Genomic DNA, 24611 nt, shown 5'->3' with positions numbered 1-24611 from the left:
AGAACTTACCATGAGTAGCAACAGGAGGAGAGAATGAAACGTTTCATTATACTGGCGCTTGCGGTTCTCGCAGGTGTGGGTGTTGCCGAAGCCAAGGACGTCAAGATCGGACTTTCCTGGGATGCCCGCGAAAGCGCGCTCAACCAGGCCTGGGAAGATTACATGAAGGCCGAGGCCAAGACGCAAGGGCAGGCCGCCGGGATCAACGTCGAGTGGATCGTCAACATGGCCAACAATGACAGCAGCCGACAGGCCGCCAACATAGAGGACTTGCTGAACAGCGGCGTCGATATCGTGATTGCGCGCGCGCTCGATGCGGCTGCGATCGGAGCCTCGATTCGACGCGCCAAGGAGGCGGGCGTACCGTTCGTCACCTTCGACCGCGCCTCGAGCGGAGAGCAGCCGACGGCGCATGTGGGTGGCGATTCCGCCGACCAGGCAAAGGTGCTGGGCGAGGAATTCCTGAAGATCCTCAACGCAAACAAGGTCCACGCCAAATGCGTCGAGCTGCAGGGATCGCTCGCCGACATCAATGCCATAAACCGGACCAACGAGTTCAAGAAGCTCGACGAGAGCAGCGACATCATCGACATCGTCGCGCGGGTTCCAACCGAGTGGAACCCTGAGATCGTGCTGTCCGGGCTCACCGATGCCATGCGCGCGCACCCGGAGGCCAACTGCATCCTGGCAGCTTCCGATTGGGCCATCGATGCGGTCCAGGCAGCCCTAGAGAAGTCCGACAAATGGCATCCAACAGGTGATCCCAAGCATGTGTGGATCGCCTCGAACGACCTTCTGACCAGCGCCGTCGGAGCGATGGAGAACGGCTATATCGATGTCGCGGTGACGTGGGACGCCGCCGCGCATGCCAAGGAGGCCGTGCGGGTGCTGCTGCTGATCGCACAGGGCAAAGACCCGGGTTGTCCGAAGCAAGGCTGCCTTGCCAAAGGTTCAGTCGCGACCCCCGCCAACGTCAAGAGCATGACCGACTACTGGGCGCGGAAATATAAATAGCAACCTTCCAAGGCGCGTCGGCGGCCGCGGTTGGTCGCCGGCGTCTCTGGGCAGCCCTATCAACATCCGAGGAGAGAGAATTGGCGCAATCGCTGCAAGGCAAGTCGGTGTTAGTGACCGGCGCGAGTTCCGGCATCGGCCGCGCGGCCGCCCGCGCCTTCGCACATGAAGGCATGCGCGTGGTGTTGAGCGCTCGCTCGCACGACAAGCTCGGCGCGTTGGCGGACGAGCTCGGCAGCAATGCCATCGTCATCCCCGCCGATCTGACGGTGCCGGCCGAGGTGGACCGGCTGGTCGCCGAAAGCATCCGCCGGCTCGACGGCATCGACGTTCTGTTCGCCAACGCCGGCGTCTATGTTGCCGGCCAGGTGGCGCAGGGCGATGCCGACGAATGGGACCGCCTGCTGATGCTCAATGTGAATTCGGTGTTTCGCGCGATACGCGCCGCGTTGCCGCACATGCAGGCGCGCAAGAGCGGCGACATACTGGTGACCAGCTCGATCTCGGCACACCAGGCGCTGCATTTCGAGCCGGTCTACAGTGCCTCGAAGCACGCCGTGAACGCCTTCGTGCACGGGCTGCGGCGCCAGCTGATCCCGGACAACATCCGCGTCGGCTCGATCGCGCCCGGTACGGTGCTCAACGAGCTATGGGGCTTTCACGATCCCGCACAGATCGAAAGGAAGGTCGCCGACCGCTCGGGGCTTCGCTCCGAAGACGTAGCTGAAGCTGCAATCTTCATGCTGACCCGGCCGGCAAATGTAACAATCCGCGATCTCGTTATCTTGCCGCAAGCTCTGGATCTGTGATGACCCAGGCGGCATCGGCCAACTCTCAAACGCTCGGTGATGCTCTTCCCGGCCCACGCGGCAATAGCGAACGTAACAAGCAGTGGCGGATCTCACGCGGGGCAGCCGGAATGCATAACGCGTCCCATAAGGTGCAATAAGCTGTCAACACTTGTGCCGCCACTATACGTGCCGCGCGAGTCGCAGAAGTGGTAGGGGCTCAGCAGCGGCCTTGCACAGCCGGTGCACATCTTTCCTCACACCAGCCTTCTGGATGCCTCCCACCACCTCGCCTGCTCGCCTTCTCGCTCGACGTGGCGCTCCTGTGGGAGGCGCGGGGAACTGCGCTTTATGCCAGCCCGCCATTGACGCAACTTAGACTAGGTGCCGACTATGTTCTCGTCGTCCGACTACGCAAAGCGCTCGTGCGCTCCGAAGAGAGCTGTCGCGTTTTGAACCAGGTGCCGAACCCAGTGTCATGCTTGCCCCCGAAACCTATTCCGGTCGTCGAATCGAAATTACGTTGGCCTTCTCATCGACATTGCGGCGTTGTAGCCTCAGCATTTGCGCAGCGATTCGGGCAGACACAGGTCTGCTGAAGAAGAAGCCCTGCAACTCATCAGCGCATTTTTCACGATTCAAAAGTTCAGCTTTTTCCTGATTATCGACGCCCTCGACCGTGACTGTCATACCGCTTTCTAGTGCGATCTTCGCAACTCCGCGCAAGATGTTCAGCGCCTTTTCGCTTGCGCACGCCTCATCGATAATGGTTTTATCGACTTTGATCTTATCAATGGTGAATTGACGCAGGTAGTGAAGGCCGCAATAGCCGGAGCCAAAATCGTCCAGAGCTACGCGGATGCCCATCCATCGGAGTTCGCTCAATATTGGATCTATAAAGGTCGTATCGCTGATGAGGATCGATTCGGTGATCTCGAGTTCCAGCCGATTTGGAGCCAAACCCGTCTCGGTCAAAATTCGTTTGACAGCTGTCAGTAGGTCACCACGAAAGAATTGCACCGGTGACACGTTAACAGCGACACGCACGTCTGCCGGCCAGTTGCAGCATTGCTGGCAGGCCTGCGCAAGGGCCCACTCACCTATTTCCACGATCGCTCCTGTTCGCTCCGCGACAGGCACGAATTCGCTCGGCGGAATCGTCGTACCGTCAGGAAACTTCCACCGGAGCAACGCTTCGAGGGCGACGATGCGTTGCGGCCGCGCGCTTCCTACGATTGGCTGAAACACAAGGGACAACTGTCTGTCCGCAAGGGCGCTCGCCAGCCCGACTTCGATCCTCCTGAGCCGGCTTGCGACCATCGCCATTTGCGGCGCGAACAATTCGCCGGTCGTTCCACGAGATTTCGCCTTGTAAAGCGCTAGATCAGCAGCCTTGAGAATCTGGTTGGGCTCATCACCATGCAATGGGGCGAGGGCGGTCCCGATTGTCACCTCGACGGCAACCCGATGAGGCCCTAAATCATACGTGATCGAGGCTGCTCGCCTGATCCTAGACGCGAAATCAATGGCTTCCATCTCGGACAATACCAAATCTTGCACCACGACGAATTCGTCTCCGCCGAAGCGCGCCAGAAAGTCGGTCTCCCCGACACAGTGCCGCAACGTCTCGGCAATGGCCTTCAACACAGCGTCGCCAACATCGTGCCCGAGTGAATCATTGACCTGTTTGAACCTGTCCACATCCACAAAATTGGACGGCAAATCCAGCGGGCTGGCGCAATCGCTTTTCCAGCTCAGCAGATAGGGCGAATGAGTTTGGGAGCTTGGTGAGGTGATCCGTGAACGCCTGTTGTTTGATCACGTTGTTGGCTAGGCGCAGCCGGTACGAGGTCCTGTAGGACGGGTACAGAAAAATCGGCGCCAAGATCGAAGCGATGAACAGAGCGGCAAAGATTTGATACCAGATAGTGGGAAAGCGCACCCCTATCGCCATCCAAAGGCCAGCCGCCATGGCCACTGCAAGAAACGATACGACGACAGACTGGATGACGGTGAGCCGGGCTGGCTCCCCATCCAAGCTTCCATCAAAAATTGCTTTCACTGATTTCAACATTTTTACTATGATGGCGGAAGGTCATCGATAAAGGCTTGGTTGATTGATTAAATTCTTAGAAGTTGACGAAAACTGAGGGCGGGCAAGAATCAATTCTATGCCCCCGAACCATCGAACTTGCCGAGCCGCCAGCTAAGCCGGGGGCGCAACCTGCCGAACGCCAAAACGCCAACCGGGTAAAGTGTGCCGCTATTAGTTGGCTTTGTATCGGGCAACTTCTGGCCTTCTTTCGCAGTCGCACCTGGACCCCGCGCCGCGCGCTGGCGAAGCGCAGTCGCCCGTTCGCATAAGGCACTTAGGGCCGCTTGAGGAACAGCCGCCGGAAAATAGCCGCGAGAGGACGTGGATGCTGGGCCGTGGCTGATAGCTTGAGCCAGCGCCCGTCGAGCGGGAGCGTCGGCGGGTCGAGAGGTGGGCGGATGACGGGCGAGCCACCTAGTGTGAAAATAATACAACGACTTAAATCAGTTTGGCGGCTGTACGGGACCTCGGGTTCCGACAATACCTCGACCGTACCGACGTTTGAGTTCCAGTTAACGATTCAAACAGAAAAACAGTGCGAAGTAACAAATCAGCAGTCCGTCATCGCACTGGCTGACAGCCGATTAATGCCGAAGGATCGCTTTGGCGGCTATGTGACAGCCTCTTTTTGCAAATCTTGCCGCTGCCGGAACTTCCTCCTTGGCGGCAGCGTTTGATGGTGTTGTTCAATTCACAAGGAGCACGCATCATCATGGGTAGCACGAGCGATAAAGCAGCAGGCCTCGTTAATCAGGCAGCCGGAAATGTGAAGCAGGGCGTTGGTAAGGCCGTCGGCAACGACAGGTTGAGGGCCGAGGGCGCAGCTCAGGAAGCGAAGGGGAAGGTCCAGAAGGCTGTTGGCGACGCAAAAGCCGCGGTAAAGGATGCGACGAACAAAACCGCTGCAGCAATCAACAAGAAGCTGTGAATGTAGGGGCCGGTGTCCACATTGCGCCGGCCCCGCCCCTGGTTGACCAGATGTCGAACTTCAGGCCCGTCTGACGAGATGTGATTGTTCGAGATGGCAGCAAAAATCCCTATGTCCGCCGAAAGCAAATCCCTGATTGACCGCGAGGCGGAACGCCACGCCGGAAATTCGTCCAAAGATCGCCCGACGACCGCAGGTGAAGTGGGGCAAGAGCGAGGCAGAGAGGCTGAATGGCCATCCCAGATCCCTGTCCTAGGCTGGAAGGATATTGCTTGGCGCGTATGGGAAGAATTCAATAAGGACCGCATGCTGCTCGTGGCCGCTGGCGCCACTTTCTACCTTCTGCTTGCTCTGTTTCCTGCTTTAGCGGCCTTCATTTCCCTTTATGGGTTTGTGGCCGATCCAGTCACTGTAGCCGATCACGTTTCCTATCTCGCCGGCTTACTTCCTTCGGGCGGCCTCGATCTCATTCGTCAGCAATTGCAAGCGCTGGCACATCAGAACACCGGCGCCCTTGGCGTGGGATTTTTCGTCGGCCTGGCTATTGCACTGTGGAGCGCAAACAGCGGCATCAAAGCGCTATTCGACGCCATGAATATCGCCTACGCGGAGACTGAAAAACGCAGCTTTCTCAAACTAAACATCATGTCGATCGCATTCACCATTGGTGCTTTGATGATCGGCATTGTTTTGCTCTTGACCGTCGGCGTGGTCCCCGCCCTCTTGTCGTATTTGTATCTCGACAAATGGGCAGAGGTGCTCTTCACCCTAGCGCGGTGGCCGATCCTTATGCTGGCCATACTCACCGGAATCTCGCTCATTTACCGGTTCGGCCCAAGCCGGGCGAAAGCTAAATGGCGTTGGCTGAGCTGGGGCGCAGTCATGGCAACGCTGGTCTGGTTAACCGCGTCGTGGCTGTTCTCTTTCTATCTGCAGCACTTTGCCAACTACAATGTGACATACGGATCATTGGGCGCGGTGGTCGGCTTAATGATGTGGACCTGGATTTCGGTGGTCATTCTCATTGTCGGGGCCGCGATCAACGCCGAAATGGAACATCAAACATCGCGCGATTCAACCACCGGACCGCCGTTGCCGATGGGTCAACGAGGGGCAGTGGTTGCCGATACGCTTGGCAAAGTCGCCGAGTGACGACCAATCTGCATCGGACGACGAGTACTGCACGGGAAAAGGATCGCCTGCTCTATTTGCCGCCTCTTGGTGTGCCCAATCCGAGGGAAGTGCACCTGAAAGCCATCGGCGAGAAGGGAGCGAGACGGCGGCCCGATGAAGGAGCGCAATCCCAGGGCCAAGATTGCTGAGGTGAGTACCACCATTTGGCTGCATTTCAATTTTTAACGTTCTGTTAACCATCCAAGATCATCATCACTAAGCGGCTCAAGCACCGCAGTTTACAAGCCACGATAAGGCCCGTCGCTCCCCGAACCCTCCGAGCGGCGGGCTTCTTGTTGCCCTCGGGCGCAACGACGTTGCCGAACGGCTGTCAAAGTCGGATGTCAGCCTTCTACTTGGACATAAGCATAAAGGGGAAATCGTCACCGACAGTGACGGGATGCAGTGTCTGGACTGTTAGGGCATGACCACCCCCGGCACGAATTTCCTCCACATGGCCGAGCGATCACATTGCCGGTCTCGACCGGACCAATGTGATCTCTGGCGGCAATGATCCAAAAGCTTTCAACGATGGCGCCTGGCATAGGCGAGATCGAAATCGAGGATGAATACCGGCCCGTGTACGAGCAGTCCTCGACGCTTTCGTGCCGCCGACCATGGGCTGTAAAGGCACAACACAGCGGCGGCGCGCTCGGCCGCGGCAGAAGCCAGATCGAGGAAGAAGAACGCGTCTCCCTCCACCGTTTTTGCCACTATTTTTGGGCCGCAGCAGCATGGATGATAAAGCTCGCGCTGAACTCTTTGCGGGCTTGCAACTCCTGAATGTCAGCAAGGAATGCCTCGCCAACGGTCTGATCCAAAAGGCCGGCGTGCACAAACATTGGCAGCTGGTTGACGATGAAGGCTCGCCAAAATGGGTGGCTATCCAAGTCATCCGTACTAGCCAAAAAAGCCTCGGTTTTCACGTCCTTGAGGCCGGCCATGTTAAAATGGTGTGCCAGCGAGCCGCTCACTAAATAGTCATATGTGGCCCGGCGGAAAATATCATTGAAGGCGTGAAGACTGTCTGGGTTGCGCGAGCTGATCAAGAAATGCGGAAGCCATTCGACCGCGCCTATATAGCCACCGGTTCGTGTGACACGGACCATCTCGTTGAGCGCTGCCGAAGCGGGCCCGGCGTGAATCAGGACTTTCTCGCAGAACGCTGCATCGAAATATTCATCTTCAAAAGGGATCGAGCGGACGTCGCCCAATTGGTAACGGGCGTTGATCCTTTGTTGGCTCGCGCGCTGGTTCGCAAGCTCAACAAAAGCCGTAGTCGGATCGATACCGACTATGCTGCCCTTCGACCCCACGATGGAGCCGAGGTCAGATAACGCAGAACCATTTCCACATCCGGCTTCCAACACTGAAGATCCCGGGCCAATTTTTAGGCCTCGGAACATCCAGGATCGGGCGTCGCGAAACGCAGGCAGTACGCTCATTGCGTCCAGAACATGACCGATGCCCTCGACAGGGTCGGGGGGCAACTCATTAAGGGTGCCAAAAAAATCCGCCCCCCATTGCTGGGCTGGGCTTGCATGGATGGATGCTGCTGCCATGGAAGTCTCCTCCGTTAGCTTGGGCTTCGTTAGGCGGACTAACAGTAATGCTGGGGTTGCCCCGGAGGGGCTCTGTTCCGATGCAGGCCGGTTGACGTCTTGGCCGTAGCCGCACAACGATTTACCGGCGCGTAACGCGTGCCCCTTCGACCGCCGCGTTCGTATCGACGATGCTGGCTCGGCGTGAAAGAGGATATGTCTTTCGAAATGTAAAGACGCACCAGATCCTCCCAACCGCGTTATATTAGCCGTAGCTGGTCTAGGCGCTACCTCAAATTCCTGTGATGACCACGGAACAATTCGAGGTAGGTGAGAGGCAAATGACGACCTGCCCTTCGATCAGGGGGACGTCCTGGAAAGGATCCAAAGCAAGCTTCCAATAGCGTTTGACGCGCTATTATGCCGAGCGCGTCCGTACGGCTCAGCTCATGTTGGTGCTGACGTCTAACGAAGTGATCGCCTTCGGTCACACCATCACCTTCGAGCGTGACGATGGCCGCACTGAGACCTTCCGCATCGTCGGTGAGGACGAGGCCAACCCGTCTCAAGCTTCCATATCGCATGGTTCACCGGTTGCCATCGCGCTGATTGGCAAAACCGTTGGCAACGTTGTCCAGTTAGGGCAGCGCGATCTCGAGATCCTGTCCATTTCTTAGTTGGACATCGGGGTACGACACACGACTCTTCGAAAACCAATGCGGGCACGTCTACGCCGGAGCCTCGCCTGATGCCGCCGCCAACACAAGAACCGCGTACTAGCTGCTGTGTTGGCGATACGGCGCTCTTGTCCATCTACGGCCCGAGCGGCCCGTTCAGATCATGCGAGCCATCGTCTGGTTGGAGGCCAAATGCACCGAAATGGGTCAGCGCGTCTGGCACAGCATTTGCTTGATAGGCGATGTGCCCGGATGCCGGATGGCTCGCGGGCTTCGCAAGGATGCGGTGATCTTTCAACGGTTGGCCATGGTGTATTTTTCGCAGTTACGTTTCGGAATGATGGCGACCTCGGGGTCCAGCGCGATTCTAGCCTATTTCGCAACGGATTCAGTAGTGGGTGCTCTTGCATGGACGGCCATGATCGTTGCCCTGCTGCAGACCGGTTCCTTTGCATTGTTGCTCAGGCCAATCTATCCGCCAGACACGTCTAAACGGGCAAAGGCAGGTCACGATGCGATTGGCATGAAGGTTCAGCTGCCGGTGCGTCTTATGTCGCTCATTGCGATAGCCATACTGACAACGCTGGCGATGACCGAGATGACACGTGCGGATGACGATGACGCCTACTTCGACTGCGTCCTCGACAAGGCGCAAGCAATCATGAAAACGCAAACCCGTAAGGATGCCGCCGCGGCGCTGAAGAAGGCCTACAGGGTATGCCAGCCCCTGGAACGACCCAAGGAAGCGGACATCGGCAGGGAGGTGCCGTTGCCGGAACTTGCCCCGCGCCTATATGTGCTAACGAATTCGTGATCGGTCCGAACCCAAAAGATTCTTCCACGCTCTGGGCAATTCAATACGGTCGCGGCCTTCTGCAGCGTGAGGAAGCCCCTATGACAAGGTTCAATTCCGCAGCCCGGTTGGTTGCCATGACGACTTTGGTGCCTTCGCCTTGACTGTCAGGATGCGCGGCGGCTTCCTCTGCGGTGGTGGGCACACCTCAACCATGCTGCCTATGTCGCAACATGGTTGCGCTTCGGTTCCATTCCGAGCGAAGCAATTCGTATAAGACTTCGCCTTTTTCAGCGCCCGGAATAGGGTTGGAAAAGTCAGGGAAATCTGTGCGGACGTATTTCCGTCCGATCTTTTCCATCACACGGCGCGACCCGTGGTTCACTGCCATTGTGCAGGCAACGACCTTGTTATAGCCGGCGCTTCTGAAACCCCAGTTAGCATGAGCCGAAGCGCCCTCCGATGCCAATCCCTGACCCCAATCCTCCCGCCGTAGGCGATATCCGATCTCTGCTGAAGTCTCGTTCTCCTGCACCCGATTCAAAGACGCCAAGGCCCGCGCCAGAGCCTTTCCGGTGCCCGGCCGACAGCCTTGAAGATCTCGCCGCCAAGGCGCGAGTCTATCGAGAGGGGGGGTATGCAAACAGGGAAGATATTGGCCATGTCATGGCCGATGTTTGCGGATTGCTCGGAAGGTTCGTGGCAGGCTGTAAGGTCGGCTCATTTGCTGCAGCCCGCTGCCTCACGGTGGCGGGCTTTTTCACTTGCGCAAGGTAACTCCTCGCGCGCCGCCCCCGGATGGCTCTCTCCGCAATCTAGATTTAACGGTCGGACGCACCGGTTGGCCGCAACCTATGCAGCGATCGGGCGTTACGAGTGTAACCTACTGCTTTCGGAGGAATTCAACATGGCTAACTTCAATCCAAACGAACCGTTCAACCCGCCTCCAACAGGGAGCCCGAGTTCTCGCATTGACCGGCCCCCTGTTATGGTCCGGTCTGGCAGGGGCGGCGCCGGCTGGCTTGCTGCTCTTGTTATTCTCGTTCTGGCTATCGTAGCGTACTACGCGTTTGCGGGAAATCGCGATCATGCACTGCCGGGCGCCGCAGCGCCGGCGGCCAGCACAACGGCGCCGGTGTCTGACGCTCCAGCAAAGCCAGCTGAACCGGCACCCGCTCTCGCCCCTGCTGCAAAACCGGCGCCTGCGCCTGTCGCCCCGGCCAACTGATCATACTATCAGAGACTGGGAAGTGAATTTCGGACCGCGCGGTACTTCCCGGCGCGGCGCAACGGCGGCGTCCCCGTGGAACGCGTCGCGCCGAAACTCTATTCCAACTTCCGGGCCGGCAACAGGACCGGGAGGGGATTCGCCCAAAGGATAGCTCGATTTATAGATGGCTAAAGCGGCCGGCTTGACTTATCGGCCCGTCGCTTGCGCCTGTTTTCGCGGAAGGCGATCATCGCCCAGCGCGTGATGCCGTAGAACAATAGGCCAAAGAGCAGCCCAAGCGGCACAGCACCGATTAGCATTGGCTTCAACACCGGCTCCCACAACTGCGAAATGGAAAGATGATGCAGCATCTCGCTTAGGTGCGAACGCGGTCCCGGATTTGGCATTCTGCCGTGCAAAATGAATTTGCCGGTCTCCCAAGATGCCCCCCACAACAAGGGTAAGGTTAGCGGATTTCCGAGGACAACTGTACCGAGTGCAGCCGCCACCAGGTTTCCTGCTATCACCCAGCAAATGACGGCGGCAATAACGGTATGAAAACCTAGTGGAAAGAAGGAGGCAAAGATGCCCGACGCAACCCCAGCCGCCACCGCATGCGGAGTGGCATTCAGCCGCAGGATTCGCTTTGAAAAATACTGGAACGAACGCGAGAAGGAGCTTCGCGGCCACATATAGGTGCGTAGGCGCTCAAATAGGCCATCAGGAAGCCTTCGGCGAAAGAGCATGCTCGTGCCCGCAAACCGGGGGTGGGTGAACCGGTTGAGATCGGCTCAAGAGACAAATGCGGACTGCGCTGCGTTGTTCCAGGATTAGCGCAGGTGCGTTCAACTTTGTTGGGCAATCGGATCGCTGAGGATCGCGACCTCGGGCGCTAGGCCGGCCCGAGCCAGGTTGTGAGCCCGCAACGCAGGTGTGATCGCACACAACGGAGTCCTGTCGGAGCGATTTGCACTTGAGTGCCAGACGACTTGGACAGATCGGCACATCCCCTGATCGACCGGCGCCCCCAGGCGCCCGTTGCGCGACGTCATCTGACCCAGGACCGATCCCTCGACGTTCGATCATGGCGCAATAGGTTTCCCCGACACCTACAAGCGCCCTGTGACGCGACGACGCCCAATCGCTGACGCGTCATGCGTCGATCAGGGCGCGGGCGTAGCGCGCGGGCGTTGGGGGGGCGGCGGCGTGTGACGTTTCAAAAGGCAGAGGTGCCAAGTTGGTGCAGCAATGCGGATGCCTATCTAAATTGCGGTGCCGATCAAGGCGGCGCGTAAGCAGCGGCGGTTTCTTCAGAACGGCGCTCCCACTCAAAAAAGAGCCCACCAACCGAAGCTAGCGGGCGAAGGGTCTGGAGTAGCCAGGAAGCCCTGGTGAGGATAAACGAGCGACCGCTGGATTGGGTTCCGTGGCGGAGAAACGCGGGAGGCATTCGGTTTCGCAAGGAGAACTTTTCCCATTCTCCTTAGCCCGTGCCCCTGTTGCGAAAGGCACGGGCCCAACCGGTGGTGCATAAGCCGATTGGCAGCGCGAATGCTGCACAAGCTAACCGGCTAAAAACTTTGAAGTTCCCGGCCATGTGAAAAAAGCGACTGACCCGCGAGATAAGGATGCATGCCATCACTCTTTGACAATCCTTTTCGCCTTCGGTTTCCGCTTCTTGCCGGGAGTCGGCTCGCCTTGAATTGGCCCCTGCTGCGATAGGCGCTGTTCCCTAAGACGCGCAGTCTTTGCCTCGCGCTCCGTGCGTTCCACTTCAACCGCGGCCCGGGCTTCGCGGGTGGAGCGTTCTATCCGGTCCAGGTCATTGCGCGGGGTCAATTCAGATCTCCTTGTCACTGCGGACTTGCCGGTAGTGGCTCGCGTCGTGTAAGGCGCGAGCCGTACCAAGACTTGAGCGCACACCATCTCGGCCAGCAACCGAACCCGATGCGTCAGCGAAACAACCCTTCGGCTATGAAGTTCCAGCCGGCAAACGAAAAGCTCGTCCCGGGCGTGAAACCGAGCGGATCTTCGAACGTTCGATCACGTCCGATGTCACGGAGGGAATCCCGGCGCTATTTCAACTCCGCAAGTGCTAGGTAGGTTCCGCTCTAAGCGAGAAGCCCGGCGGCGCGAGCCAGCGGGCGAAGGTGTGGGGATGGAAGACCGAGCGGGCGTTGGTCACCTTCCCGCACGGCCTAAACCCGATGCCACTCCACGGTCAGCGGCGGAATCTGCGGTCCCAATCTCTAAGGGCTAGACCGACCAACAAGCCTGCCAAGGCGGTGCCTACAACGATGAACACCGTTGGTGCCATGACAGGGTTGTCGTGCACCACGTCAGAAACCGACGACGCCTTGGTACGAAGGACCTGTGCCGCGCGTCCCGCGCGCTCGGCCGTGCTGGCATACCAGCCAGTGGCTTCTTCAGCTACCTGTTCCACGCGCTCTACCAGCGTCCGGTTGATCTTATTTATTTCGCGCTTCAGTTGCGCGACTTGCTTCTCTTCGCGCTGTGTCAGTCTCGGCGTTGCGGTGTCGTTTTCGTCGTCGGCCATTTGAACCTCCTGCCTCCATGATTGAGCCGTCATGACGGATAGCCACCGCAGAAGGTTCCTGCGGCGAAAAGGCCCCTCAGAATTAGTTGTGAAGCCGTGGGCACTCCCTATCGAATGGACATCTGCCGGCAGACAAACGGCGACAGTTAGACATGAAACCGAAAGTCTATAGCTCCGACTCCGGGCAGCGACCCGCCAGGAAGATGCGTGGGCCAACGGCGTCGAGCCTATTCCAATGAGCCTAGCTGCATGGCTAGAAATGATTGGTCAGCGCCACGAAACGTCTTCCCGCCGAATACGAGGCGCGGAAAATCCTTCACCATATAGACTGGCGGCGCGCATGAGAGCCTCAGGCCACCCCCGCCGTGCTCGCGGTTCCGGCCGTAAGGCTGTGAATAGAGAACGGCTTTTGTTTGGCCACTAGGTTCGCTCAGGACTCTTTCAATGGGCTTCTGCTCTCAGACCACCACTCTTATCGTTAACAATTGGTCCAAGGCACGGGGTAGAGTCAGGATTTGTTAACCATTCGGTGTCAGCTTCGGCAGGTTACACAGCACTACCGGTCTCAGACAGTCCATGAGCCCGTCCGTCAGCCCAAAGGCAACAAGATGCGCGTTCTGCTGATTGAAGACGACAGAGCAACTGCGCAAAGCATCGAGTTGATGCTGAAGTCGGAACGCTTCAATGTCTATATGACGGATCTGGGTGAAGAGGGCGTCGATCTCGGCAAGCTCTACGACTATGATATCATTCTGCTCGATCTGACTCTGCCCGATATATCGGGTTACGAAGTCTTGAGGACGCTTCGCCTTTCCAAGGTGAGGACCCCGATCCTGATACTGTCCGGCATGGCCGGCATAGAAGACAAGGTGCGCGGCCTCGGCTTCGGCGCCGACGATTACATGACCAAGCCGTTCCACAAGGACGAACTGGTGGCCCGCATCCATGCAGTTGTACGGCGTTCGAAGGGGCATGCTCAGTCCGTCATAACCACCGGCCAATTGGTGTTGAACCTCGACGCCAAGACCGTTGAAGTCGGCGGCCAGCGCGTGCACCTCACCGGCAAGGAATACCAGATGCTGGAGCTGCTCTCGCTACGCAAGGGCACCACGCTGACCAAGGAAATGTTCCTCAACCACCTCTATGGCGGCATGGACGAACCGGAACTGAAGATCATCGACGTCTTCATCTGCAAGCTGCGCAAAAAGCTTTCTGCAGCTTCGGGTGGCCAGAACTACATCGAGACCGTTTGGGGGCGGGGTTATGTCCTGCGAGAGCCCCAGCATATGCAAGAAAGCGCCTGAACGGCTCTGCGGTTTCTTGTCGGTTCTTCGTCGAAATAGTCGAGGCGGATAGCGGCCGTCTTGGCCTGTGGGCCGGCGCTTCCTACGACTAGACAATTCTTGTGCGGGAATAGCCGGGTCCCAAGATGCGGCCTTGTTAGCCGCCATGGATCTCGACATAGCCTATTGAAACGACACTGCTGACGATGCTCTTGTGTGGCCGTTCCGCCTCGCTCATCAAGCGGTCGATTTCGGCTTGAGGAATCTGTTTAGAAAGTTTGGCTCTAATCATGGAAGCGAACTCGGTTCGCGCCGCAACGAGGATATTCCTCACTTGTGATCTGTTGCAAAGGAAAGAGGATGGGTTTTCCACATCAGAGACAACTCTTGCTGCCTTTGATGCCTGGCACAAAGGTTGGCTAGGCATCCAACCCAAAGGAATATGCCGCCAGGAGTCGGAGTGTGATAATTGCCGCGCCAGGGTCTGCGACAGGTCCGGTGTACTCCCGTCCTGCGAAACTCAGACAGGGTGAATAGATTGGGCCTCAAGCCCCCTCTGGCCTTTTGTGTACCGCACGAAAACCTTTTGTCCCTCGACCAGATTGGTCAGGCCGGAACGAGTCAGAGTTGATGCGTGAACGAAAACGTCCTCCCCACCAACGTCAAGGCCGACAAATCCGAAGCCTTTGCCTGAGTTGTACCACTTCACCGCACCGGTACTTTCCTGGTCTCCTTCGGCGGTTGCATCCGGTCGAGTTGGGACCCGCGACGTGGATGGCCGCTGTGATGCGGTGCCAACTGTCAGCACTTGGGCGACTTGCGGCCCCTTCTGGCCCGGCTCCGTTGTCACTGTAAGGCGCGCGCCTTCTGAGACACTTTCATGCCCTGCAGATTTCAACGCCGATATGTGCAGGTAGGCTTCCGCGCCACCAGCCAGCTTGACGAATCCAAAGCCTTTCTCCGCATTGAACCACTTTACTTCCGCCTCTACCGAATGCGTTGTTGGTGCAGGCCGGTGCTGGAAATAGACGGGCTCCGGACTGCGATCATCGGTCAGGTCGCTGTCGTAGTGTTTGGCGCCACGCGGCGCGCGATCTCGGTTCTTGCTCATAATTGCATCGCATTAATGGGGAGTAGCAGCGGTATCATCCCCGCTGCGTGCGATCAACGTGCCGCGACATCAACCTGCGTCCGATAGTCAGACTTGGTCCTCGCCGCAAGCCAGCGCATTTTTTGTATGGCTGCTTGCGGCTAGGTTTCACGCCTGAACTTTCGCGACCGCTAGAATTCTATGAGATTTGAACGTCCAAGGTTAACCCAGGTGTCCAGGTGTGCCAAATGCTGGGTATGAATTCGTGTGGGATCGGAACATGCGTGCCCGAGCTTGGGTCACGGATTTGAAGGTTTCTGAAGCTGCCGAGTTGAGAGCGCATATAGGTTTTCTCGAACAGGAGCAGGCGGGGAAAGTTGCGAGCTCGGCCGGGATGGTAAAACTGGGCGAAATCGGTCAGCAATTAAGGTGGCACCGGTTCCGGCTTGCGCTCCTTGACGAATGCGTGGCCGGTCTTTCGACCGAACGAGACCGTTGAGACCTCCCGATAACACCATAGGCCCGGCACTCGCCTCTGATAGGTTGGTCAAGCGGTGACCTGTCGAGGCGCCCGGCCGGCGCCTTTTACCCCAACCCCCACCCACGGCGCCGGCCACGACATCACCTTCGCTCGAACGCGGCGCGAGCTTCGTCAACCCTCTTGCTGTGTGTCAGTCGTCTAATCGCGGACCGAAATGCAGCCCAAATTGGTCTTGAGGTGTCGTTTGCCGGGAGCACGGTCGTCTTCGCGGTCGACATGAAGCCGCCGCATGATGGGCTTCGCGAGGGATGGAGCCTTCCAAGGTTTGAAACGCAATCGCGAGCGTTGTGACGCCAACGATGCAACTGACACAGCGGAATGGCTCGGCCCACGTCCTGGCAGGGACGTCTCGTTACGCCTCGGGTAGGCGCATTCGAACTTCCTTATGGTCAGGCCACGATGGCTTCTTCCCGGTTGAACAACTCACCAGATTTTGGCATCGCATGCATAATCATAGCGAGCTTGCGGGCGACAGCGACAGCTGCCCGTTTGAAGCCGATCTTCTCACGCAGTTCAGCCCCCATCTACGCAGACTGCTGTCAGCCCGGCTGCGCGTCAGGATCACGACCGCTGATCGCCAGCGGCCAGCGCTGGGTCATGCACGGATGGGCGCAGGGGACTGGCAAGCCCTAACAAGTGATCAGTGGAACAGTCAAAAAGGGTTAGGTTCCAATGCGGCTTGCGAACCGCTGCTTCGTGATAATCTGCCTTCGCATTTCATTCAACAAAGTTGAACGCCTAGCCGTTCGTTCTTTCGCCACCTCACCACGGCACTATAGCTTGTATCATCTGCAGGCACGTGGAGTACGAATCGGTCGGGAATGGCAATGCCGGGCTTCACCCGTAACTCCGCGCCGCGAGCGTGCTGGTTACTGACTGAGCAACCGATGCTGACATCGCCGATGATGATTGTTGCCTCCTTAAGAACACTTTCGCGTACATGAACCCGTCGCTCGATGGGTGGGTCAGTGGGCTCATTGTCTCATTCCTTCAGGAAATCTTAACAAAAGTTGACGGGCGCCAATCGCGAAAAGTTGGCTTTTTCGCGCTTAGATACCGAGGTTGGGCGAGAGCGCACATAACTCAGACCAGCGCCCAGCAGCGGCACGATTTGTTTGGCGATAGGGTCGGCTCATGTTGAGATGCCCCAAGCATCAGCTTGGCGGGTATGACGGGCGATTGATATCTGTCATTTAGCAGAGCGGCAACAGCTTCCTCCACGGTGATTGATCCGTCGAATCCAAAGAGAGAAAGCCGTGCAGGATTCGCCACAAACCAGTTACGGACTAACGCCGACAGGCTCGGCGCTTCGGCAGTATCAAGCGCGTTTACGACGATGCGTCGGATAGCCTCGGCCCTGGGGGAATGTCTGGCTGGGACCGTCGCCAATCGTCGACGAGCTTTAGAAAGTCCGGGTTTGCGCGCATTTCGAAGCGTTCGGTTTTCATTCCCGTAAATTCACACCATACGTGCGGACCGGCAGGTACGTACAACGTAAGCGCGAATTTCCCCGCACCTTTTGCTGTTGAGTGCTCTGATGCATGAGGTGTCCACCCAAATAGGTGGACACCTTGTGATGGAAGAAGATGATCAGAAATTGCAGGTAAGGCTTGTTGGTCGGAACGGGCGACGCCGATACGACCCTGCATCGAAGGACCGTCTTGTCTCGGCCTGCCTTGAGCCTGGCGTGTCGGTATCGAGGCTTGCGCTCGAACATGGGGTCAATGCGAACCTTCTTCGGAAGTGGATAAAGAAGCGCACTGAGACCCAGTCCCTCCCGCCGTCCTCATCACCGGCGTTCATCCCGGTTCAGATTGAAAGCACTTCCGATCGGGTCTTGCTGCGACAGAGCAGCATGGCTGCGGTGGATTTGCCGGCGACCTGTGATGAAGTGCATGGGTCGGAAGCCAAAAGGGCTGCGCTTTTTTCCTCTCCAGCCAAGGTGAGCGCGTCACTGCCGAACGGCGTGAAGTTGACGCTGGAATGCGGTGATGTGGATGCATTGACGGCGACCATCGGAGCACTGGGTCATGTTCAGACTGGGCGCTGACCTGAAAGTCTACCTGCACCGCGAGCCGATCGACTTCCGGGCCGGCATCAACAGCCTTGCGGTTCTGGTCCAAGAGACGATGGCGCTCGATCCGTTTGCTCCAGCGGTTTTTGCCTTCTGCAATCGCCGTCGCGACCGGATGAAGCTCTTGTTCTTTGACCGGTCCGGCTTCGTGCTGGTCCTGAAGCGGCTGACCGAGGACAAGTTCCGGTGGCCGCGCCGGGAGGCAGCGGTGGTCACGCTTACGACCGAGCAATTGCACTGGATCCTCGACGGCATCGATATCGATGCGATGGTCCGCCATCCGGTGCGGCAATATCAGGTTGCCGGTTGAGGGCTCTCGAATTGAGCGATTGACGCGCCGGCATGCTTTCGATTCAAGAATCTGATGAATCGACCCGGCGAACCGACTGTTGAAGAGTTGATGGCGCGTATTGCTGCGCTTCGGGCGGAGAACCGTCAACTCACCGAACGCGTCGTCAAACTCGAGGAAGAGCTGGCGCTTGCACGACTGCATCGTTTTGCGCCGCGCAGTGAAAAACACATTGACCGCCTCTTCAATGAAGCCGAACAGGCCGCGGATGAGGACGCCGCCGACAACGAAGATGGCGATGTCGTTGTCCTGCCGGACACGGGCTTGCCGGCGAGCGAAGGGGCGACGGGAAAGAAGCGCGGCCGCAAGGCCTTGCCGGAAAACCTGCCGCGCGAGCGTGTCGAGTATGACCTTCCCGACGCCCAGAAGGCTTGTCCTTGCTGCCGTCACCAGATGCATCGCATGGGCGAGACCGTTACCGAGCAACTTCATATCGAGGTGAAGGCGAAGGTCCTGCAGAATGTGCGGTTCAAATATGCTTGCCGTCATTGCGACCGCACCGGGATCAGCACGCCGGTCGTGACCGCGCCGATGCCCACGCAACCTTTGCCGGGCAGCATCGCTACGGCCTCGACGCTGGCCTTCGCGCTCGTTCATAAGTATGTCGACGGCACACCGCTCTACCGCCTGGCGCAGGCATTCGAGCGCGCCGGCGTTCCTGTCAGCCGAGGCGCTCTGGGCCACTGGGTGATCGGCTCGAGCGAAAAGCATCTCTCCCGCATCTATGACGCGCTGAAGCTGCGGCTCAGATCGCAGCCCCTCATCCATGGTGACGAGACCACGGTCCAGGTGCTGAAGGAAATGGACAGAGAGGCCGCCAGCACCTCGTACATGTGGGCATACCGGAGCGGCCAGGACAGTGACGAGCCGATCGTGCTGCTCGAATATCAGCCGGGCCGCGGCCAGATACACCCGCAGGCCTTCCTCGGCGATTACCGCGGCATCGTGATGAGCGACGGCTATTCCGCCTGGCGCACGCTGGAAGGGGCAACGCATCTTGGATGCATGGCCCATTCCAGGCGGCGCTTCGTCGATGCCCTAAAGGCGAGGAAGAAAGGCGGCGGGCCGCCGGAACAGGCACTCCGGTTCTTCGAACAGCTCTACCGAGTTGAAAGGCAGGCGCGGAACGAAATCCCCGATGACGGCGAAACGCGAGATCACTGCATTCGCCGCTTCCGCCAGCAACATAGTGTCCCCATCCTCCATGCTCTCAAGGCATGGCTCGACGACATCGCCCCAAAAGTCTTGCCGGACAGCAAGCTCGGCGACGCCGTCTCCTACACCCTGAACCAATGGGGATATCTGACGCGTTACACCGAGGACGGCAGCATGCCGATCGACAACAATCTTCTGGAGCGCGACATCAGGATTTTTGCAACTGGCAGGAAGAGTTGGTTGTTCAGCGATACTGTCGACGGAGCCAAGGCCAGCGCCATCGTCTACAGCCTGATGTTAACCTGCCGCGCCTGTGGCGTCGAGCCGTTAGCGTGGTTGCGCCACGTCCTCACTGAACTGCCTCAGCGCCCCGAGAACGTGGCTATCGACGATCTCCTGCCCTTCAACTTCCTCAAAGCCGCCGCAGCCTGACCCGACGCGTCCGTCTGAAAGCGATCAGTTGTTGCAAGGGCCGTCAATGTGCGGGGAAATGAGCGCTTACCGTACAACCATTGCGTAGACCAGTTCTGAGCCGACGAAGGGCTCCCTTTTCAACCGCCGACGTCAGCTTCGATCATGTTGCGGGAACCTTTGGTCAACCTTGATATTAATGACTCATAGCATTTGGCCTCAAGGACATCGAACTATGAATACGCCCAAAGATGACGAAGACGAGCCTGTAGATTCCGAGGCAGGGCAAATCGCAACCCAGTATGGTATCTCGGTTTTCAAAGCGCGCGAAATCATGGATCGTTGCGGTGCGAACGCAGAATGCATCAAGGAGCTAGCGATAAAGGCTCATCAGCAAAATCCTGCGGCTTGAGGAAATCGACTTTGCAATTGCTTTGATCGGTCTTAAGCCAGTGCGCGGAATACCGCGACATGATGACAGAACACTTGAACCAAAAGTTGTTTGACAACCGATTACACAATTCCTGGTCAAACAAAATAGAGGCCTCAGGCAATGCACATGCTGAAAGAAGCCTGTGTGGTAGATCAGAGAAAGCGTATCGCTGTGGCGGGCCAGCTCACGGGGTCTAGGCCAGACAGTGACCGATGGACCGAGGCTATCAAATCAGGCATCAGTGCCGAGGTCACTCGGCCCATGCGCCGCACCCAGGCCAGCGCCATTTGCGCCAGCGTCAGGCCGCAGCGCCCGGCGATGGCGTTCAGCGCTTCGATGTTGACGATGGTCTTGTCGTTGATGAAAGGCCGCCCTGAGCGACTTGCCCTGGCTGGCGCGGCTGCCTTCGGGGATGCCCGAGATATTTGTCGGTCAGCATGCCTTGCGCCCAGCGGGGAGAACACGATCGAACCGGCGCCGAGCCCTTCCAGCGCATCGAGCAGCCCGTCTTCCTGCCCAGGGCGAACAGCCGGTGGAACCTACGAGCAAGCCAGAAAAGAAACCTGCCACCGATGCGGCTCAACATCCCGCGCAAGCAATACATCCTGGAGTCCGATTTGGTAGAGGATGCCGGCGACTACTACACCTTCCTTGAGCAACCGCCGGTGGAAAAGGTCCAGCGCCTCTACTCGGTCGACGAGGTCCAGCGCTCGGCACGTGTGCGCGACATCGCCCGGCGGGTCGATCTCGACACGTTGAATTTCGAGTCCGGCTCGGCGACGATCTCGGACAGCGAAGTCAAAAAGCTGCAAGGGGTTGCGGACGCAATGGATTCTGCGCGTGTGCGTTTAGACAGCAAGGGGACGTCGTGCCGGGGAGGGCAACTGACGCTGGATAACACTTCTTCCGGGGTTGGGGCGGCGATTTTGCCCCTCATCCGCCCCTTCAATCAGTTATGGAAGTGACCGGCTCAACAGACGGTCCGGATCGCGGCGTCTTGCTCTCTTCGGCTATCACCAGCAGCGCCTCTAGGGTCACTGCAATGCCCGACATCAGTGCCGCAATATCGGTGTTGCCGCCGGGCAATGCTAGTTCCTCCGCCCTGGATTGCATTCCCGTGCTGAGTTCCTTCAATTTCAGGCGCAGATCGTCGTCCATAACATTCCTCCGGTTCGCTAGACGCCTAACGCTGCGATTGGCCACCAGTTCCTTCTATGCCAAGTGGGGCCAGCCTGGCGGGCGCCCCTATGACTGAAGCAGGGCAGCGCCATATTGCGCCCATAACGCTTCGCAGTCTCTTGTCCTCAGACTCGGCGTTCCCCGCTCACCGTAGAAGACCATTGCTGCGCGGACGTCATATCCAAGCACGGAGGCATTTGCGACAAACTGGATGGCGTCCCCGAGGCGAGTGGTGCCGAGCCTGGCTTCCGTTTTGCTCGTGAGATCAATCACACCAAGAATTTCGGCGTCGTTATTCCTGGCAGCCAGCACCGCGTCTACAGTCGCAAGCATATGAGCCTCCCGCTAATATCTTAACCGCATGCGCTCGGACCGCAAAGGTGGCGCCGATGCCGAGTAGACCGCATCCCCGCTCCGCTGAAGCCTATCGCAAGCTCTACCGTGATCCTCGCTGGTGTGGCCCTCATGGGATCCGACGCCAAGCCCTACGCCGCGACCTCTGGATCTGCCAACGGTGCGGATGCCTGGTGATCGAGGGCAGGCGCGCAAGGACGGTAAGGAGCGCGCCGTGCCGGGCAGGAACACGCCGACGCCTGGCTGCAGGGTTTCGATGGCGTGCCCATCCCCGGCGCCGGCAAGGCCAGCCGATCAGCGACCAGATGGAAGCGGAGGTGGACGAAGCGGCGGTGGGCGACCCGCTTCAATAGCTGGCTATTGCTCCAGTGCCCCTCTCGCGCGATACTCACATGGGGAGAAGGAGCGATGCGCGAATTGCCTCGAAACATCGACGCCGATGTGGTCCTGGCCATTGGCCTTTTGCTCGACGATCACGCAAAGACGACGTCGGTTTCCCTCTCTGCTGCGGTAGCCGCTATCCGCAAATCTGGACAAACCACGCTCAACGATGACGAGATCGAACTGCTCGTGGTCGAAATGGCCGGGGCTCGCGGCCTCGCCGTGAAGCTTGATCGCGACTCTACCGGAACCTAATCGCCGGCTCGAAATTATGGCGTGATGAGCACACGAGGCATCAACTTTCTCGATCAATGGATCGCCAACAAGGTGCCTGAGACGACGAAAGCGGATGTCATCTCGGTCGACGAACTCACTCACAAGCTGATTGCTGACGCCAAGTCGGTCGGCATCAAGCGGGGCGAGATCGGCGAAGAGGTCGACAGCCTCTATGGCAGGATCCTCGATGCGATCGTGCACTATGATCCCGGTGTGCCTGAGTAGCGCTGCTCCATGTCCGGCATATAGCCATTGGAATTGGGTGACATGTACGGTCGGCGGCCGTTCAAGTTGTTTACGAATCCGTAAGTCGCTCAGCCCAATCCAGTTAGCTATAGCTGTGGGGAGCAACTGGCCCTTTGCGTTTTTCGGCAGCTTAATAGGGGCCCAAATCCCTCTGAAACGGAGAGTTTGCGATGCGATTGCAGTTTGCCCCTATGTTTTCAATTGCTGCTGTCGCGGCCATTCTGGCGCTTGCGCCGAGCGCAGCAACGGCTGCGACCAAGACCGCCAAAGAATGCAATGCCGAATACGCTGCCAACAAACCCGCCATTCAGAGCACTGGTGAGAAGAAAGCGGATTTCATTGCAGCGTGCCGCGCGGGCACTGAAGTCATCCCTGGCGGCGTAGCGCCGGCCACCACAGCTGCTCCCGCCAAGAAAACGGCTCCGACGTCGACCAACAACGCGGCTGCAGCCGGGACCGTGAAAACGGCAAAAACCTGCAATGCTGAGTACGCAGCCAACAAGGACGCGATCAAGGGATCTGGCGAAACCAAGAAGGATTTCGTTGCTGCGTGCCGAGCCGGAACCGAAGTGATTCCCGGCGTGCAGAGCACAACCACAACCCCGCCGCCCTCGAAGCCGGCCCCAACCACAACGACGGCACCGGCCACCACCACAACTCGGCCCAAGAACTCGCCGGCACCATCTGCAACCGCCACACCGACGGGTGCCAACCAGTTCGCGACCGAGGGGCAGGCGAAAGCTCGTTGCCCGGCCGGCATTGTGGTGTGGGTGAACCTAAAGTCAAAGATTTTCCACTTCGCCGGGAGCAGGAACTACGGAAACACAAAAAAGGGCGCCTACATCTGCGAGTCTGATGCATCCGCCTCGGGTTTCCGCGCCGCTGAGAACGAAAAGCAACCGCAGTAGTCGGCGGCGATCCACTCGCGACCGCATTTTGTTGCGCGTGAGCTGTTGCGAGCGGTAGAACCCTTGGCGATCGAGGCCGCATTCGAGGCGGAGCGGATGCATCGGGAACAACAAGATGATCAACGCCAGATCCTCGATTTGGAACTTCAGCATGCCCGTTACGAGGCCAATCTTGCTGAGCGCCGCTACGCTGCCTGTGATCCCGACAATCGGCTGATAGCTGCGCAGCTGGAGAAAAGCTGGGAGACGACGCTGCGCCGCTTGCGGGATCTTGAAACCCGCCAGCCAACTGGCAGGCCACCGGCCATTGAGGTCGATCCCAGTGCCTTCGCCAATATGGCAGAAAACCTGTCAGCAGCTTGGAATGGACCTGACGTGACGATGCGTGCGCGCCAGCAGCTGCTACGAACCTTGATCGCCGACATCATCGTCGATGTCGACGACGCGGTACGGGACGCGAGCATATCGCCGCCTCGCTCAATCGAATGGGATTACCGACTGGACAGCATGCGCGATCCGTTTTTTGGAGAAACTCCTAATCCTCGAAACGACAAAGGCAGGAGCATTCCCACCATCATTAGCGTGTCGGAGGCAGCGGCTTTATGATGGAACTGGCCAGGGCATGGTACAATACCGCGCTGTGCTGGAAGCCTGTACAGGTCAGATTCCCCTCTGAGGAGATAGAATGGTCCGCCCGGCCTATCTCGCTGCGGCACAAGACGCCGACCTGCTTTCCTGTAATCCGAACCGAAGCCAAACGCGAAGCGAAGAGCACTATCAAATCTGAAGCAAAAGAACCGGGCTCCGGTGGACGAAGAGGAGAACTTTCTTGTCCGGTTCCTCGCGAGCGAGACAGGAATTACCGAGGCGCAAGTCAAACTAACTGAGCAGCGCAGTCCATTCGTCGGCCGAAACGCGCGGCGGCCGTGTTGCCTTCAAACGTCTGCGAGCACTACGCCGGATGATAACCATCGGCGCCTTTTCCGGGCCAGGTTGCCGCAAATGTTGCAGCGATCATCGCCTGGAGTGCAGCGGCTTGGCCTGCCCTCGTCGACGCCTTGGCCGCAGAGGCGCGGTCTGCAGGCGTCTGCGGATCTCCAGCCAATTCGGCGACGATGCGCTCGTCCGTGACACCAAGCTTTTTGGCGATGGCGT

Annotated in this window: 25 protein-coding genes and 3 pseudogenes; 16 read left to right on the top strand and 12 right to left on the bottom strand. The window is 58.4% G+C overall.

All coding sequences use genetic code 11. The annotated features are described in order from the left end of the window. Positions 1 to 33 precede the first annotated feature (33 nt). Positions 34 to 1014, top strand: coding sequence for a sugar ABC transporter substrate-binding protein (locus tag DBIPINDM_RS41220; protein WP_258589510.1), 981 nt, complete (start codon positions 34 to 36; stop codon positions 1012 to 1014). 80 nt (positions 1015 to 1094) lie between these two features. Beyond that, the gene (locus DBIPINDM_RS41215; protein WP_258589509.1) at positions 1095 to 1823 is read left to right on the top strand and encodes an SDR family oxidoreductase; all 729 of its coding nucleotides are present in this window, start codon (positions 1095 to 1097) and stop codon (positions 1821 to 1823) included. Positions 1824 to 2297: 474 nt separating this feature from the next. Here DBIPINDM_RS41215 and DBIPINDM_RS41210 read toward each other — a convergent pair whose 3' ends face one another. Both DBIPINDM_RS41210 and DBIPINDM_RS41205 read right to left on the bottom strand, forming a co-directional pair. Beyond that, positions 2298 to 3503 carry a putative bifunctional diguanylate cyclase/phosphodiesterase gene (locus DBIPINDM_RS41210; RefSeq protein WP_258589508.1) on the bottom strand — a complete coding sequence of 402 codons (1206 nt, stop codon included), beginning with the start codon at positions 3501 to 3503 and terminating at the stop codon, positions 2298 to 2300. Then, a complete protein-coding gene (locus DBIPINDM_RS41205) occupies positions 3478 to 3876 on the bottom strand; it encodes a hypothetical protein (protein ID WP_258589507.1) in 399 nt (132 codons plus the stop codon). The genes DBIPINDM_RS41210 and DBIPINDM_RS41205 overlap by 26 nt, the downstream gene beginning before the upstream one ends. A 733-nt stretch (positions 3877 to 4609) precedes the next feature. Between DBIPINDM_RS41205 and DBIPINDM_RS41200 the strand changes: the two genes are divergently transcribed. Together DBIPINDM_RS41200 and DBIPINDM_RS41195 are read left to right on the top strand one after the other, a co-directional pair. Beyond that, entirely contained in the window at positions 4610 to 4825 is a 216-nt protein-coding gene (locus DBIPINDM_RS41200; RefSeq protein WP_258589564.1) for a CsbD family protein, read from the top strand. 93 nt (positions 4826 to 4918) lie between these two features. Continuing rightward, entirely contained in the window at positions 4919 to 5977 is a 1059-nt protein-coding gene (locus DBIPINDM_RS41195) for a YihY/virulence factor BrkB family protein (RefSeq protein WP_258589563.1), read from the top strand. A gap of 734 nt (positions 5978 to 6711) precedes the next feature. On the opposite strand, the gene DBIPINDM_RS41190 is transcribed toward DBIPINDM_RS41195, so the two are convergent. Continuing rightward, positions 6712 to 7560, bottom strand: coding sequence for a methyltransferase domain-containing protein (locus tag DBIPINDM_RS41190; protein WP_258589506.1), 849 nt, complete (start codon positions 7558 to 7560; stop codon positions 6712 to 6714). A 428-nt stretch (positions 7561 to 7988) separates the two neighbouring features. Here DBIPINDM_RS41190 and DBIPINDM_RS41185 point away from each other — a divergent pair, with 428 nt between their 5' ends. After that, a complete protein-coding gene (locus DBIPINDM_RS41185; protein WP_258589505.1) occupies positions 7989 to 8216 on the top strand; it encodes a GreA/GreB family elongation factor in 228 nt (75 codons plus the stop codon). Positions 8217 to 8475: 259 nt separating this feature from the next. Beyond that, on the top strand, positions 8476 to 9030 hold the full coding sequence (locus DBIPINDM_RS41180) for a hypothetical protein (protein WP_258589504.1): 555 nt from the start codon (positions 8476 to 8478) through the stop codon (positions 9028 to 9030). 187 nt (positions 9031 to 9217) lie between these two features. Here DBIPINDM_RS41180 and DBIPINDM_RS41175 read toward each other — a convergent pair whose 3' ends face one another. The 4 genes from DBIPINDM_RS41175 to DBIPINDM_RS41160 form a co-directional block, all read right to left on the bottom strand. Beyond that, on the bottom strand, positions 9218 to 9562 hold the full coding sequence (locus DBIPINDM_RS41175) for a GNAT family protein (protein ID WP_323806066.1): 345 nt from the start codon (positions 9560 to 9562) through the stop codon (positions 9218 to 9220). Between the two features lie 845 nt (positions 9563 to 10407). Next, positions 10408 to 10965: a DUF2062 domain-containing protein gene (locus DBIPINDM_RS41170; RefSeq protein WP_258589503.1), complete on the bottom strand. Its 558-nt coding sequence runs from the start codon at positions 10963 to 10965 to the stop codon at positions 10408 to 10410. A gap of 892 nt (positions 10966 to 11857) precedes the next feature. Further along, the gene (locus tag DBIPINDM_RS41165) at positions 11858 to 12058 is read right to left on the bottom strand and encodes a hypothetical protein (protein ID WP_258589502.1); all 201 of its coding nucleotides are present in this window, start codon (positions 12056 to 12058) and stop codon (positions 11858 to 11860) included. 382 nt (positions 12059 to 12440) lie between these two features. Continuing rightward, positions 12441 to 12776, bottom strand: coding sequence for a hypothetical protein (locus DBIPINDM_RS41160; RefSeq protein WP_258589501.1), 336 nt, complete (start codon positions 12774 to 12776; stop codon positions 12441 to 12443). Positions 12777 to 13384: 608 nt separating this feature from the next. Between DBIPINDM_RS41160 and ctrA the strand changes: the two genes are divergently transcribed. Next, positions 13385 to 14080: a response regulator transcription factor CtrA gene (ctrA, locus tag DBIPINDM_RS41155; RefSeq protein ID WP_258589500.1), complete on the top strand. Its 696-nt coding sequence runs from the start codon at positions 13385 to 13387 to the stop codon at positions 14078 to 14080. A gap of 499 nt (positions 14081 to 14579) precedes the next feature. Here ctrA and DBIPINDM_RS43400 read toward each other — a convergent pair whose 3' ends face one another. Together DBIPINDM_RS43400 and DBIPINDM_RS41140 are read right to left on the bottom strand one after the other, a co-directional pair. Continuing rightward, positions 14580 to 15170 carry a cold-shock protein gene (locus DBIPINDM_RS43400; RefSeq protein WP_318036962.1) on the bottom strand — a complete coding sequence of 197 codons (591 nt, stop codon included), beginning with the start codon at positions 15168 to 15170 and terminating at the stop codon, positions 14580 to 14582. A 909-nt stretch (positions 15171 to 16079) separates the two neighbouring features. Then, positions 16080 to 16270, bottom strand: a pseudogene (locus DBIPINDM_RS41140) (IS110 family transposase); the annotation flags it as partial. A 996-nt stretch (positions 16271 to 17266) separates the two neighbouring features. Here DBIPINDM_RS41140 and tnpA point away from each other — a divergent pair. The 4 genes from tnpA to DBIPINDM_RS41115 all read left to right on the top strand — a co-directional run bounded on the left by tnpA (position 17267) and on the right by DBIPINDM_RS41115 (position 20091). Then, positions 17267 to 17740, top strand: a complete 474-nt coding sequence (gene tnpA / locus DBIPINDM_RS41130; protein ID WP_258580855.1) for an IS66-like element accessory protein TnpA — start codon at positions 17267 to 17269, stop codon at positions 17738 to 17740. After that, positions 17721 to 18074, top strand: coding sequence for an IS66 family insertion sequence element accessory protein TnpB (tnpB, locus tag DBIPINDM_RS41125; protein ID WP_014761846.1), 354 nt, complete (start codon positions 17721 to 17723; stop codon positions 18072 to 18074). The genes tnpA and tnpB overlap by 20 nt, the downstream gene beginning before the upstream one ends. A 54-nt stretch (positions 18075 to 18128) precedes the next feature. Beyond that, positions 18129 to 19700, top strand: a complete 1572-nt coding sequence (gene tnpC, locus DBIPINDM_RS41120) for an IS66 family transposase (RefSeq protein WP_258581801.1) — start codon at positions 18129 to 18131, stop codon at positions 19698 to 19700. A 214-nt stretch (positions 19701 to 19914) separates the two neighbouring features. Beyond that, a complete protein-coding gene (locus DBIPINDM_RS41115) occupies positions 19915 to 20091 on the top strand; it encodes a hypothetical protein (protein ID WP_258589499.1) in 177 nt (58 codons plus the stop codon). A 257-nt stretch (positions 20092 to 20348) separates the two neighbouring features. Here the strand turns inward: DBIPINDM_RS41115 and DBIPINDM_RS41110 are convergent. Beyond that, a pseudogene (locus DBIPINDM_RS41110) lies at positions 20349 to 20627 on the bottom strand (aldo/keto reductase); the annotation flags it as partial. Positions 20628 to 20684: 57 nt separating this feature from the next. On the opposite strand from DBIPINDM_RS41110, the gene DBIPINDM_RS41105 reads away from it, so the two are divergent. After that, complete coding sequence (locus tag DBIPINDM_RS41105; protein ID WP_318036961.1) at positions 20685 to 21077, top strand: hypothetical protein; 393 nt, start codon at positions 20685 to 20687, stop codon at positions 21075 to 21077. Here the strand turns inward: DBIPINDM_RS41105 and DBIPINDM_RS41100 are convergent. Beyond that, on the bottom strand, positions 21058 to 21270 hold the full coding sequence (locus DBIPINDM_RS41100) for a hypothetical protein (RefSeq protein WP_258589498.1): 213 nt from the start codon (positions 21268 to 21270) through the stop codon (positions 21058 to 21060). The two genes, DBIPINDM_RS41105 and DBIPINDM_RS41100, sit on opposite strands and share 20 nt — an antisense overlap. A gap of 87 nt (positions 21271 to 21357) precedes the next feature. Then, on the bottom strand, positions 21358 to 21624 hold the full coding sequence (locus DBIPINDM_RS41095) for a hypothetical protein (RefSeq protein WP_258589497.1): 267 nt from the start codon (positions 21622 to 21624) through the stop codon (positions 21358 to 21360). Positions 21625 to 22053: 429 nt separating this feature from the next. Here DBIPINDM_RS41095 and DBIPINDM_RS41090 point away from each other — a divergent pair, with 429 nt between their 5' ends. The 4 genes and pseudogenes from DBIPINDM_RS41090 to DBIPINDM_RS41075 all read left to right on the top strand — a co-directional run. Then, positions 22054 to 22281, top strand: a complete 228-nt coding sequence (locus DBIPINDM_RS41090) for a hypothetical protein (RefSeq protein WP_258589496.1) — start codon at positions 22054 to 22056, stop codon at positions 22279 to 22281. A gap of 24 nt (positions 22282 to 22305) precedes the next feature. Beyond that, a complete protein-coding gene (locus DBIPINDM_RS41085) occupies positions 22306 to 22527 on the top strand; it encodes a hypothetical protein (RefSeq protein ID WP_258589559.1) in 222 nt (73 codons plus the stop codon). 191 nt (positions 22528 to 22718) lie between these two features. Continuing rightward, the gene (locus DBIPINDM_RS41080; RefSeq protein ID WP_258589495.1) at positions 22719 to 23456 is read left to right on the top strand and encodes a hypothetical protein; all 738 of its coding nucleotides are present in this window, start codon (positions 22719 to 22721) and stop codon (positions 23454 to 23456) included. Positions 23457 to 23486: 30 nt separating this feature from the next. Then, positions 23487 to 24062 (top strand): annotated as a pseudogene (locus DBIPINDM_RS41075) (hypothetical protein); the annotation flags it as partial. Between the last annotated feature and the right edge of the window lie 549 nt (positions 24063 to 24611).

The sequence above is a fragment of the Mesorhizobium sp. AR02 genome (genome assembly GCF_024746835.1).
Lineage (GTDB): Bacteria > Pseudomonadota > Alphaproteobacteria > Rhizobiales > Rhizobiaceae > Mesorhizobium.
This window is presented reverse-complemented; position numbering and strand designations above follow the sequence as displayed.